We start from the raw sequence: 13613 nt of genomic DNA, 5'->3' as shown, positions 1-13613 counted from the left end.
TAAAATCTAAAATCTAAAATCTAAAATCTAAAATCTAAAATCTAAAATCTAAAATCTAAAATCTAAAATCTAAAATCTAAAATCGATTGACTCCCCATCAAAATTCGTCAAATCCTCTCCCTCTGTACCCGTATCCCGTTGGACTCTCGAACATAACAGACAATCTCCGGCTTAGCTACAGCTTACTCGCATCTTTGACGCCAAGAGAATTATCTGATAAAGTTATAGCGACTATCAAGGTTTTTTAATCTTATTGGGAAAAATCCAGGGCCGTGCCGAGTTTGTAAGCTGGGCCGAAAATAGCGCCTGCACTCCAATTACCCGCGATCGAACATTTAAAACCCAGCGGGCAGCCTGTAACAATTATATCTATGGAAATCCCCTTTAACATCACCCAGTTGATGGTCATGACCGTCATCTGTGGCATCAGCGCTCAAGTTCTCGCCGCCTATCTGAAAGTTCCGGCGATCGTCTTTTTGCTGTTGTTTGGCATTTTAGCCGGCCCAGACTGCTTGGGAGTGCTGCACCCGAATCTGCTGGGAAGCGGTTTGGAAGTTATGGTATCCCTTTGCGTAGCTTTAATTCTGTTTGAAGGCGGCTTGAATTTGGAATTGCGAGATTTGGGCAAACTTTCCGGCAGCATCCGCAATTTAGTTACCGTAGGCACTTTAATTACCCTAATAGGCGGCGGAATGGCCGCACACTGGTTGGGGGAATTTCCCTGGCCGATCGCATTTTTGTATGCTTCTCTAGTAGTCGTCACAGGCCCGACAGTAATCGGCCCTTTGCTCAAACAAGTATCCGTTGACAAAAAAGTTGCCGCCTTGCTAGAAGCAGAAGGCGTTTTAATCGATCCTGTCGGGGCAATTCTGGCAGTATTGGTGCTGAATATTATTTTGAACGGCAATGCTGATTTGCTGGTTTTGTTCCGAGATTTAATCGTGCGACTGTTAGTTGGCACAGTCATCGGGGTGGCGGGAGGCTGGCTGCTGGGATTCATTCTCAAGCGATCGCAATTTCTCTCAGAAGACCTCAAAAACTTAGTAGTTTTAGCCAGTTTGTGGGGATTTTTCGGCTTAGCAGAAGAAATCCGCAGCGAATCGGGACTGATGGCAACTGTGGTATCCGGCATCGTCCTCAAAGCCGCTGCTGTGCCGGAAGAAAGGCTGCTGAGGAGGTTTAAAGGTCAACTCACAGTCCTGGCTATTTCCATGCTGTTCGTGCTGCTGGCGGCCGATTTATCCCTCGCTAGTGTGGTCGCCCTCGGTTGGGGAAGTTTGTTTACAGTTTTAGCTTTAATGTGGGTAGTGCGGCCGATCAATGTTTGGTTGTGTACTTGGAACAGCGGACTGAATTGGCGGCAGAAATTATTTGTTTGTTGGGTAGCGCCGAGGGGAATTGTCTCAGCGTCGATCGCATCTTTATTTGCAATTTTGCTCACCCAGCGGGGAATCAACGGCGGCGACTCGATTAAAGCCTTAGTTTTCCTAACAATTATTATGACAGTTTTCGTCCAGGGACTAACGGCCGGACGGATCGCTCAACTTTTGGGCATCACCTCAAAATCGGCAACCGGTGCTGCAATTGTGGGGTCAAATCCTTTGAGCAGATTAATTGCTCGCTTGTTTCAAGAACGCGGAGAATCTGTGGCAATTATCGACACAAATCCCGAAGCTTGCGAACAAGCAGAACGAGAGGGTTTGCGGGTGTTTTTGAGCAGTGCTCTCGACCACAGCGTTTTAGAAGAAGCCGGACTGGAATCGATGGGAACTTTTTTGGCAATGACTAACAACGGCGAGGTAAACTTAGTGTTAGCTCAGCGAGCATCCGAGGAGTTTGCACCGCCGAGGGTTTTGGCAATATTTCCCAAAGATCCGCAAGCAAATACGCCTGCAAATCCGACTAAAATCAATCAAGCTTTTGTCTCCGATTTGTCGCTGAAGGATTGGAACGAATATTTGAGCGACGGCGAAGTGAAATTGGGGGAAACTGAGTTAAAAACAGAGGGATTGCAGTTTCAGATTGCTCACTTGCAAGCTTTGGTTAAAGCTGGGGAGTTGGCGCCGCTGCTGCTGGAAAGGCAAGGGTACTTGCAAGTAGTGTCGGCGACTCAGATTTGGCAAGCAGGCGATCGAATTATTTATTTGCTGTACGATCCGACACCGAAATTGCTGAAAAAATTGGCTGGTTCGTCGCAGTCTCGCTTGACTTTGGAAAAGCATCAGGTAGTTGAAGAAGTGCCGATTCCTGCTGCGGTTTTAGAGGAGGTTTTGGAGGAAATGGAAATAGCAAAGGAGGCTGAAGTTTTGCAGCCGCCAGTTTCGCGGTAAGGGTTAGTAAGCTGTTGTGCATTTAAACTGCACAGTGAAAATTTGGTCAAGTTCTTGTGGGGAGTAGGGGTTGGGCCAGAAAGCCCGCACAAAAAATGCAATTTAGATGTCGAACAGCTTATTGCGATCGTACTCTGTAATCTGCTTGTCGCGATCGTCCTTACTCTGCCTCCCCAATCAGAGTAAATGCCGCCCAATTTCGCGGCAGGGGATGAGTTTTCATCGTAGTTAACATTGCCTGCCGAAGTGCCTGTGCTTTGTCGGGATTATTTTGCAAATTTTGATAAAACGACTGCATCAATTCCGATGTCGGCGCATCGGGAACCGCCCATAAAGAAACTATCACACTCGGCACTCCGGCCGAAATCAAAGCGCGCGACAAACCAATCACTCCATCCCCGGTAATCCTGCCTTCTCCAGTGTTGCAGGCACTCAAAACGACTAAGTTTGCTTGCAGTTTCATGTCAAAAATCTCTTCTGCGGTTAATAAGCCGTCATCGCTACCAGAAGGAGCAAGGGCGATCGCACTTGCCAATCCGTTCAGGTTATCGAGCAATCCATGCGTTGCGAGGTGGATAATTGATGCTTGAGGCATTTTTTGGACGATCGCAGCTTTTGTGCCTTGTGCGCCTAAGATAGCTTGGGTATTGAGTAGAGGGGCGATCGCTCTAGCTTCCGCTTCAGCCCCAGGTAGAGGAGACAATTGCTGTTTGGGAGCTCCCAGATAGGCAGACACACTAGGCATGGTGGGATTGCCCAATACTAGAGCCGGGCCGCTGTTGGATTGCTTCTGTGCTAACTTCTGTCGTTGCTGTCGGGTTAAATCTAATACTTGAATCGAAGGGGCGGTGAGAATAGTGTGTTTTTCGATTAAGTAAGTGCCGTTGGCATCTTGCAGGGCGGGAAAAGGCACCTGGAAAAGCGATCGTTGAGGAATGAAAATGATGCGGGCATTGGGGTCTTTGGGTAGAAGACTGGCAATGGGATCGATCAGCAGTTGATGCAGTGTCGGTAAGTCGGGTTGGGGTTGAGCAAAACCAGCGCTGCTGCGACTGCGAACAGCCAGGAATTCTTGATTGCCAACGATTAAGCTGGTTAGGGAGGCGTTGTGTTTTTGCCAAAGGGGTTTGAGGTCAACTTCGCGGAACGTGATTTCGCCCGTGGGTTGAATTACCCAAATGTAGAGCGCCGATTCTCGCCCTACTTGTTTGCCCTGAATCTCAAACTCCTTGTCGATGATGGAATACTGCACCAAAGTGGCATTCTGTGCTTGGGCGATTTGGCGAATTTGCTCCTGGTTGGGAGCAGTGGTGATGACCGAATTGGCATCACCAGAGGATAAGCGTTGTGTGAGTAAATCGACAAAGGCACGAGCACGTCCCCGTTCGGCAATTTCTAACGCTGCGATCGAGTTATTTTGAGCCACTCGAACTTGTTGTAGAAGTTTATAGGTGCGAGCTTGTTCTTCAAAGATGGAGACTTTATTCGCGTCGTTGGAACCGAGCATTTGTCGCATTGATTCCCAAACTTGAATTCCATTAACGAGCATTTTTTCAGATTCTGCTAGGTTGCCAACCTTAAAGAACGCCAATCCGAGGTTGTTGAGCGCCCCACCTTCACTTTGGCGGTCTTTCATTTCGCGGGCGATCGCTAAAGTCTGCTGTGCATACTCAATGGCTTTGGCCCAGTTGCCCAGAAAGCCGTAAGCGGCTCCCAAATTGCCCAGTGTCCTAGCTTCACTTTGGCGGTCTTTCATTTCGCGGGCGATCGCTAAACTCTGCTGTGAATACTCAATGGCTGTGGCCGAGTTTCCCAGGTTCACGTAAACGATTCCCAAATTGCTCAGTGCCCCACCTTCCCCTCGGCGGTCTTTAATTTCGCGGGCGGTGGCTAACCACTGCTGTAAATACTCAAGGGCTGTAGCATAGTCGCGCAGATAGATGTAAGTGATTCCCAAACTGCCGAGTGCTGAGCCCTCTTGGTGGAGGTCTTTAATTTCGCGGGCGATCGCTAAAGTCTGCTGTCCATACTTAATGGCTTTGGCCCAGTTGCCCAGAAAGCCGTAAGCCAGTCCCACATTGCCTAATGCTGCACCTTCTCCTCGACGGTCTTTAACTTCATCAGCGATGGGTAAACTCTGCTGTGAATACTCAATGGCTTTGGCATAGTTGCCCAGATAGCGGTAAGCGACTCCCAAATTCGTCAGTGCTGAACCTTCTGCTCGGCGGTCTTTAACTTCACGGGCGATGGCTAACCACTGCTGCAAATACTCAATGGCTTTGGCATAGTTGCCCAGATCCAAATAAGCGATTCCCAAATTGCCCAGTGCTGAACCTTCTGCTCGGCGGTCTTTAACTTCACGGGCGATGGCTAACCACTGCTGCAAATACTCAATGGCTTTGGCATAGTTGTTCAGATAGTGGTAAGAGGTTCCCAAAATACGCAGTGCATTACCCTCCCTTTGGCGGCTTTTAATTTCGCGGGCGCTCGCTAACCACTGCTGTGAATACTCAATGGCTTTGGCATAGTTGTTCAGAGAGTGGTAAGCGAGTCCTAAATTGGCCAGTGCATTCCCTTCCCCAAGACGGTCTTGAATTTCGCGGGAGATGGCTAAACTCTGCTCCATATACTCGATGGCTTTGGCATTGTTGCCCAGATTGATGTAAGCGACTCCCAAACTGCCCAGTGCCGTACCCTCACCTTGGCGGTTTTTGAGGGCGCGATAAATTTGCAGTGCCTGTTGCCAGGAATTCAGCGCTGCTTGGACTTGGCGAGTATCATATTGTTGGTTGCCCTGTTGTATTAGCCGATCGGCCTCTGCTTGACGAGCATCGGTAGTTTGAGCGATCGCTGGGGAGAGAGAGTCAGGAGTATTTAATAGGGACATAGTGGCAAGCAGGAACAGGGAAATGGAAGCTAGGAAAACATGAGTGAGCCTAGAGTGGGTTAATTTGAGTCGCTTAAATGGGGAATACAGCATAGGATTCTAGAGTTGGAATTTAGAGAATTAGCCCGATCGCTCTTTCTGCCCTCGTCGTGCGATCGCCTCAATCTGCCACAGGCGATCGACCTTCATAGAAGCTTACTCTGCCTCCCCAATCTCGCCGCAGGGATGGGAACTCTAATCTGAATTAGACGACTATTTTAGCGATCGGGCGATCGGTTTGAATCAAACCATTATCCACTGGCATAGTCAAATCCAACCTCAAAACCTGGCGTGTTTGGAGCGTTCATATCCAGAGCCGTCTGCTAAATATGCTCTATTAATGTCCGCAGGACTTAAGTGGGGATTTGGAATGCTATCCTGTCAACCCATTTCGATTAGCTGTTGTCGTCAAAATGTACTCAACTTGAGCCGGAGTTAAAGTCGGATTAGCATTCAAAACTAAAGCCGCTACACCAGCTACGTGTGGCGTTGCAAAAGACGTGCCACTTCTGAGTTCATAATCCTCATCAGGAGTGGTAGAAACTATCTCTACTCCCGGAGCAACTAAGTAATCTAAAGGTCTGGAACCCGCCCGGTTAGAGCTATCAGCCATGCGGCCTCTTACATCAATGCTGCCCACTGCAATTCCCAAGCTATCGGCATTACGAGCGGGATAATCTGGTTGGTCAACACCTGAGTTTCCGGCTGCCATAACCACAACAGAGCCTTTGTTATTTGCATACTGAATTGCGTTATTTACTACGCTGGAAGGGACAAACTCGTTTCCCAAGCTGAGGTTAATTACATTTGCTCCATTATCAGCAGCATAGCGAATTCCAGCAGCAATATTATGCACCGAGCCGCTACCAAAGAAAGGCAACACTCTGACAGGCATAATCTTAGCATTGGGCGCAACTCCTGTGATGCCAAAATCATTTCGTTCCGCCGCGATCGCACCTGCTATGTGAGTCCCGTGACCGTTGAAACTCATATCCATTGGGTTGTTGTCGCCAGCCACAACATCCCAACCCCGAATATCATCAATATATCCGTTGCGATCGTCATCGATGCCGTTTCCAGCAATTTCACCAGGGTTCCGCCAAATATTGTCATCCAAGTCAGGATGGGTGTAGTCAACACCAGTATCTACGACAGCTACAACTATCCCGTTTCCTGTAATATTCTGATTCCAAACTTCCGGTGCATTTATCACATCAAGCGCCCAATTAGTCCCGCCCAAATTTGGAAGAGCAGGGAAAGGACTTGAGCTGTTCAAAGTGCTGGAAACTGCTGCATTTGCATTCACCAAACCGTAGCCGTAATTACTATTAAAAGGGCCGCTAGGTGTGGGAATATTTAGTTCAGGAATAGAGGTTGCAGAAAGATTCAGGTTGTAATTAGTAGAGTTGTTTAAGAAGCTATAAACTTGGACATAGTATGTTCCTGGAGCCAGATTGGATACATTAATGACATCGGGGATGGTGTTGCTCTCAAGAGAGTAGTCAATAGTTTCCCCCAAATCAAATATACCGTTGCCGTTTCTATCTTGAATTAACCTTACGTCAGCATCCCTTGTCATACCATCGAGACGCAGGTTAAAATTGCTTTTAGTGTTGAGATCGAATCGGTAGAAATCATCCCGATCGCCTATGCCCACAAAATCAGTTAAGTTGATGCTACCATTCTGAACGCCAACAACATTACGAGCTGTCGAAATAGAGTTACCTGGATCGGCGAAATTCAACTGGGAAGCAGATATGGTTCCTGTTAGCGGATCTGCGTTTACATTCGCCGATTCTGACTGCGGTTTGAGTTGAGCATCGGCGACATCGCCACTAACTCGATCGCTCGCAGGGAAACTGAAGCCAGCGTCTGCATTAGCTACAATAAAATCTGCTATCTGTGTCTGTTGGTCGATGCTGGATGCTGCGGGATTAGTCAAGCTAGATTCAGCACTATAACCAGGAATATTCAATGGATCGAACCCTGGGTTGAGCAAGTCGCTGTTAGCCGGAAATGTTGATGGGACGAGCGAGTTTGGCTGTTGATTGAAATAAAGGCGATCGTTAGGATTGGCTGTGGTGATGTCTAACATAATTTTAAAACCCCGATATGTCGATTCATTATTTAGTTAAATCTTAAGCAGCCCCAATGGAAAAATCATTCGTTCTACCCACAGACTTGATGCAGTACCGGGTGCAAAATAGATTGCGGGAAAGTGCAAAGTATGTAAATATGTAGAGTAGATGGTTCACTGCCATCCGTTTTGAGATAGAGGCGCGATCGCGAACACAGTCCGCCAGGAAATGAATTCCCTGTCTCATAGCGCAAGTCCTCTCAAAGAGGACTGAAGACTATAACTCATTAGTTCTCTTGCAGACAGGATTTATGCACTCCGACCAAAGAAACCGGGTTTTTTACCGAATCTGCGGGTCACAACCAAATATTTCGTAAAAAACTCGGTTTCTGGAGTCCCATGCGTAAGTCCTACAGACATAAATGTCGCTTTTAGGCAAAGTCTAGATCCCCCTAAATCCCCCTTAAGAAGGGGGACTTAAAGAGCGCTTCCGCCCCCCCCTTCTTAAGGGGGGCTGGATTTAAGAGTTAAACAGCAGTCCCCGATCGCGATAAAAATATCGATATCCAATCCGCTATTAATAAAAACTTACTCTGCCTCCCCAATTAAAGTAAATGCCGCCCAATTTCGCGGCAGGGGATGAGTTTTCATCGTAGTTAACATTGCCTGCCGCAATGCCTGTGCTTTGTCGGGATTATTTTGCAAATTTTGATAAAACGACTGCATCAATTCCGATGTCGGCGCATCGGGAACCGCCCATAAAGAAACAATTACACTCGGCACTCCGGCCGAAATCAAAGCGCGCGACAAGCCAATTACTCCATCCCCGGTAATTCTGCCTTCTCCAGTGTTGCAGGCACTCAAAACGACTAAGCTTGCTTGCAGTTTCATGTCGAAAATCTCTTCTGCGGTTAATAAGCCGTCATCGCTACCAGAAGGAGCAAGGGCGATCGCACTTCCCAATCCGCGCAGATCATCGAGCAATCCATGCGTTGCGAGATGAATAATCGATGCTTGGGGCATTTTTTGGACGATCTGGGCTTTTGTCCCTTGAGCGCCTGTAATCGCTTGGGTATTGAGCAGAGGGGCGATCGCTCTAGCTTCAGCTTCGGCCCCTGGTAGAGGAGACAATTGCTGTTTGGGAGCTCCCAGAGAAAGAGACACACTAGGCATCGTAGGATTGCCCAATACTAGAGCCGGGCCGCTGTTGGATTGCTTCTGTACTAACTTCTGCCGTTGCTGTCGAGTCAAATCCAATACTTGAATCGAAGGGGCGGTGAGAATCGTGTGTTTCTGGATTAAATAAGTGCCCCCAGAGTCTTGCAGGGCGGGAAAAGGTACTTGGAATAGGGAACCTTGGGGAATAAAAATGACGCGGGCATTGGGATCTTTTGGGAGAAGGCTAGCAATGGGATCGATTAGCAGTTGATGCAGTGTCGGTAAGTCGGGTTGGGGTTGGGTGGAGCCAAGACTGCTGCGACTGCGGACGGCCAGGAATTCTTGATGGCCAACGATCAAGCTGGCTAGAGAGGCGTTGTGTTTCTGCCAGAGGGGTTTGAGGTCAACTTGGTGGAAGGTAATTTCGCCCGTGGGTTTAATCACCCAGATGTAGAGCGCGGATTCACGCCCTACTTGTTTGCCCTCAATCTGAAAGTCGTCGTAGATGATGGAATACTGCACCAAAGTGGCGTTCTGTGCTTGGGCGATTTGGCCGATTTGCTCCAGGTTCGCAGAAGTGGCGATCGCCGGATTCCTAGAACCTGAAGATAAGCGCTGTGTCAGGAGATCGACAAAGGCGCGGGCACGTCCCCGTTCGGCAATTTCTAAGGCGGCGATCGGGTTATTCAGAGCCACCCGGACTTGTTGTAAAGTCCGATAGGTGCGAGCTTGCTCTTCAAAGATGGAGACTTTATTCGCGTCGTTGGAGCCGAGCATTTGACGCATCGATTCCCAAACTTGAATCGCATCGATCAGCATTTTTTCAGCTTCTGTTAGGTTGCCAGTTCCCAAGAATGACACTCCGAGGTTGTTGAGCGCTCTACCTTCTCCTTGGCGGTCTTTAATTTCGCGGGCGATCGCTAAACTCTGCTGCCCATAATCAATGGCTTTGGCCGAGTTGCCCAAATAGCGGTAAGCATTTCCCAAATTGTTCAGTACCGCACCCTCCCCAAAGCGGTCTTTAATTTCGCGGCAGATGGCTAAACTCTGCTGTGCATAATCAATGGCTTTGGCCGAGTTGCCCAGAAAACTGTAAGCTCTTCCTAAATTGTCCAGTGCCGCAGCCTCCCCATCGCGGTCTTTAATGGAGCGGGCGATGGCTAATTGTTGCTGTACATACTCAATGGCTTTGGTATTGTTGCCCAGCTTGAGGTAAGCGTTTCCTAGCTCGTGGAGTGCTGAACTTTCTCCTCGGCGGTATTTAATTTCGCGGGCGATGGCTAAACTCTGCTGTGCATACTCAATGACTTTGGCCGAGTTGCCCAAAGAGCCGTAAGCCCTTCCCAAATTGCCCAGTGCTGAACGTTCCCCATCGCGGTCTTTAATGGAGCGTGCGATGGCTAAACTCTGCTGTATATAATCAATGGCTTTAGCATAGTTGCCCAGAGAGTGGTAAGTGGCTCCCAAATCGCCCAGTGCCCCACCCTCCTGTTGGCGGTTTTTAATTTCGCGGGCGATAGCTAACCACTGCTGTGAATACTCAATGGCTTTGGCATAGTTTCCCAGAGAGTGGTAAGCGGCTCCCAAAATCCCCAGTGCCAAACCCTCCTGTTGGCGGTCTTTAATTTCGCGGGCGATAGCTAACCACTGCTGTGAATGCTCAATGGCTTTGGCATCGTTGTCCAGCTCGCTGTAAGTACCTCCCAAAAAGCCTAGTGCCCAACCCTCCCGTGGACGGTTTTTGAGGGCGCGATAAATTTGCAGTGCCTGTTGCCAGGAATTCAGCGCTGCTGGAAATTGGTCAGTCTGATAATGTTGAATCCCCTGCTCCATCAGTCGATCGGCCTCTGCTTCACTAACCTCGATCGCCTGAGCAACAACCGGCAGTTGAGAGTGCCGAGGAATGTAAAAAGCAACAGACAAAACGCAAAAAGCTAGGGGAAAAAGGAAGCCCGATCGCACTTTTCGATCGCTGGATTTAAGCAGTTTTAAGGATAAAGATTTCATATAATTTTAGGGTTTTGCTTGAGGAAGTTGGCGCTGTTGCTCGATCGCCCTTATTTGCTTCAATCGATCGCTCCAATCTTTCAAAGGTTCGGCTTCCGAACCCGCAAGAGCATCTAGCAGTTCCAGCACGGGCGCTTGGTTTTGAGAAGTCTCAGAGGCTTTGCGCGCTTCTGCGATCGCGTCATACCACAGCCCTGCCTGGGCATACAGGTCGATCCGCTGTTGGGGAGTTTGCGCGGCCGCAACTTGAGCCTGCAACGACGCATCCGGCGCAACCACTTGGATTTCTGCCGCCGCCACCACATTCCTCGAAGGAACATTGCGATCGCACACCAACACCACTTGCCACTGATAGGATTGCCCGATCGACAGTTGGGGCCCATTTGAAGGCAAAGCAACGGACATTATTCCCGGCTGACTCTGGATCTCGGTTCTGTAAAGCAGTTGTCCCGATCGAGCAAACAGCCTCAATTGCAGCGGACGAGAAGTGCGATCGGGTACAAACCAGGTAAAAGTCGGATGCCCGGAAATCGTCTGTCCCACATGGCTAAACGGCACTAAGGCAGTCAATACCGCTGGTGAATCACCTTCGCAACTGCCGCCGCGAGTGGTATTCGTGCCGGTTTCTTTCGGTTTAGAAGGGTTTTCAGGAGGAGTGTATTTTGCCAGCGCTACAGGAGCCAGAGAGAGCGAAACACTCAGCATTAAACTCGCAATGCCTGCAGAGTAAACGGTTCGACGCTTCAATCCGTGAGTCATCATCGCAATCCCCTCTGTAACTATTTCTACAGTAATCAACAATACACAAACACAATAGAGGACTGCCCGCAAGCTTCGTTTGCGGGAAGGTGCAAAGATATAGCAAGTGTGATGTCAATTCCGGTTGGATCGGAATGATTTAACCGCAGAGAACGCAGAGAACGCAGAGTTCGAGAAGAGAGAGATGATATCATGTCCGGTCGAGCGACCGCGATTTTTGTAGGGGAGGGTTCGCCACAATACCTGCCCACAATCTCCCATCTCAAAAACCCGCCCCGACCGGGATATTATGGTTAATCGATCGGACATGATATGAATAATTCGGATGCTAACTCTGAGGAACCAATTACCAGAACCAGCGCCGTTTTGCTGACCAGGTTAACTCGCACACTGTCCCCTTCGGTTGATTCGGGTAGCGCCGAAATGCTCCGCCTAACTGTTTGGCTAAGTTCTTTGCAAGCTGGGTTCCTAATCCTGAAGGTTGAAGTTTAGGGTTTGGATCTTCGGTTATTTCCCTGTCTCGATCGATTTGGGCCAAGCTAAGCGCTTCTGCGTCAGACGGTTTCCCCCTACCATTATCCGCCACCCGAATCACTTGCCGATCGCCCTCCTGAGTGCAAATTACAGTCAAGCGAGTAGCTTCGATCGCGTGTTTCCCCACATTGCAGAGCGCTTCTTCCAGAAAGCGGCAGAGTGCTCGCTTGTGTTCCAACCGCAGATGCGAGGTGTTCAAGGGATCGAACTGCACTATTTTGAACTTGAGCGTTTTGAGGTAAGGCAGTTCTTGTTCGAGCGTGTTGCAATAGACTTTGTAGAGCAATTCATGCAGTGGAGCCTGCAGGGCTAATTCGATCGCACTTCCCATTCGCAAATGCGGTTCATCGGCGATCGCTTCTCGCTGCACTGAGCCGTAAACTGCCCGCAATTCTTGATTCAAGCGTTGCAACTCCGGTAGAAACGGCGGCGGCGGATCTTGCTCCCCAACTGTTCTCAAAATCACCACTAATGTTTGTAAAGGCCCGCTATGAATCGCATTAAAAGTTTGTTCGATCGCAAATTGACGTTCCTCCAACCGCAGTCGGAGTTCCTGTTCGTGGCGATAAAATAACGCTGCCGTCAACCCAGCCCCATTCAACACGAGTACGAGCAATACAGGTACGATCGGCACCCACCATCCCAAAAGAATGAGCCAGTAACAGAGCGCGATCGGGCTAATACTGGCGATTAAGAGCCCGATCGAAAATTTCCAGGGCGATCGCAGAAATCGCCCCAAACTCATCCCCAAGAGTCCCCAGACCGCAATCCAGAGCGTTTCCCAGCCCTCCCCCCAAACCCGAATCAACGGTCGCCGATCGAGCACCGCACTCACGATCTGGCTGGTTTCGTGGGCTTGCATTTCCACACCGTAAATCCGTCCGGGATTGATGCCTGCGATCGCACGTGAACTTGCCAGATCCTTCGCGCTAAAAGACATCATCCCAATCAACACAATTTTGCCTCGAATCCAATCCGGGTTGACCTGTCCCGATTTGATTTGCGAGAGAGAAAGCACGCGAAACGGCATTGTCCCGCTGCGAACATTCAGCAAAATTTGGTTGCCGCCTGCATCCGCCCCCACATATCCGCCAGAGTTTGACTGCACTCTGGTAAATTCTATGCTGCCAAAGCGCTTAGCCTCCCGATCGCGAATTCCATTACCAAACTCAATTCCTCGGGCTGCTAAATAGAGTTCTGCCAGCCGGATCGCGAAGGAAAAACGGTATTCCTGCTGATGGCTACCAGTGCCCAATAAACTGCGGCGCTGGTAGCCATCCGCATCGAGTACGAAATCTGCAAAGCCAATTTGTTCTGGTGGTAGCGCGGGCGGAGGTGCGACGGTAAAGCCACTGCGATCGGGCAAAGCAATCTCCACTCCGATCGCATTCTTGCTGCTGCGAAACACCGCTGTCAGTTCAGCATTACCCGGTTCCACCGGAATATCGCGGACAATATCCAGCCCGATCGCGATCGGTTGATAGGCCTGCAAGCGTTTGAGTAAATCGGCAATATCGCGATCGGGAATCGGATAAGTTCTAGCGCGTTGAATATCCTCCTCAGTGATGCCGACAATTACAATCCGTTCATCCATTGGCTCAGGAGGACGCAAGCGCAGAAATCGATCGAACGCAACCAACTCCCAAAACTGAAGCGCACCGCTCAATCTAGCCATCATCACAGCGACAATCACCATCAACCCTGGAAGCCCTCCTCGTCCCCAAGTCGTGACACCCTCTTTCACTGCTTGCCATCGATCGCGCTTCAATAATAGACATCTCCAATAATTCTTGTGGAACAGGCATCTTGCCTGTTCTGGACT

General features: G+C 49.3%; 7 protein-coding genes. 1 reads left to right on the top strand and 6 read right to left on the bottom strand.

Annotated elements, in window-relative coordinates; translation table 11 throughout:
* Window positions 1-250 precede the first annotated feature (250 nt).
* Entirely contained in the window at window positions 251-409 is a 159-nt protein-coding gene (locus QUA50_RS10395) for a hypothetical protein (RefSeq protein WP_333265653.1), read from the bottom strand.
* On the opposite strand from QUA50_RS10395, the gene QUA50_RS10390 reads away from it, so the two are divergent.
* Complete coding sequence (locus QUA50_RS10390) at window positions 372-2330, top strand: cation:proton antiporter domain-containing protein (protein WP_333265580.1); 1959 nt, start codon at window positions 372-374, stop codon at window positions 2328-2330. The two genes, QUA50_RS10395 and QUA50_RS10390, sit on opposite strands and share 38 nt — an antisense overlap.
* A 160-nt stretch (window positions 2331-2490) precedes the next feature.
* Here QUA50_RS10390 and QUA50_RS10385 read toward each other — a convergent pair whose 3' ends face one another.
* The 5 genes from QUA50_RS10385 to QUA50_RS10365 all read right to left on the bottom strand — a co-directional run bounded on the left by QUA50_RS10385 (window position 2491) and on the right by QUA50_RS10365 (window position 13559).
* A complete protein-coding gene (locus QUA50_RS10385; protein ID WP_333433652.1) occupies window positions 2491-5217 on the bottom strand; it encodes a CHAT domain-containing tetratricopeptide repeat protein in 2727 nt (908 codons plus the stop codon).
* Between the two features lie 412 nt (window positions 5218-5629).
* Window positions 5630-7351 carry a S8 family serine peptidase gene (locus QUA50_RS10380; protein ID WP_333265585.1) on the bottom strand — a complete coding sequence of 574 codons (1722 nt, stop codon included), beginning with the start codon at window positions 7349-7351 and terminating at the stop codon, window positions 5630-5632.
* A 570-nt stretch (window positions 7352-7921) separates the two neighbouring features.
* Window positions 7922-10498, bottom strand: coding sequence for a CHAT domain-containing protein (locus QUA50_RS10375; RefSeq protein WP_333265587.1), 2577 nt, complete (start codon window positions 10496-10498; stop codon window positions 7922-7924).
* 6 nt (window positions 10499-10504) lie between these two features.
* Entirely contained in the window at window positions 10505-11299 is a 795-nt protein-coding gene (locus QUA50_RS10370; RefSeq protein ID WP_333298812.1) for a DUF928 domain-containing protein, read from the bottom strand.
* Between the two features lie 304 nt (window positions 11300-11603).
* On the bottom strand, window positions 11604-13559 hold the full coding sequence (locus tag QUA50_RS10365) for a CHASE2 domain-containing protein (protein WP_333265591.1): 1956 nt from the start codon (window positions 13557-13559) through the stop codon (window positions 11604-11606).
* Window positions 13560-13613 lie beyond the last annotated feature (54 nt).

The sequence above is a fragment of the Microcoleus sp. M2_D5 genome, assembly GCF_036701935.1.
GTDB lineage: Bacteria > Cyanobacteriota > Cyanobacteriia > Cyanobacteriales > Microcoleaceae > Microcoleus.
This window is presented reverse-complemented; position numbering and strand designations above follow the sequence as displayed.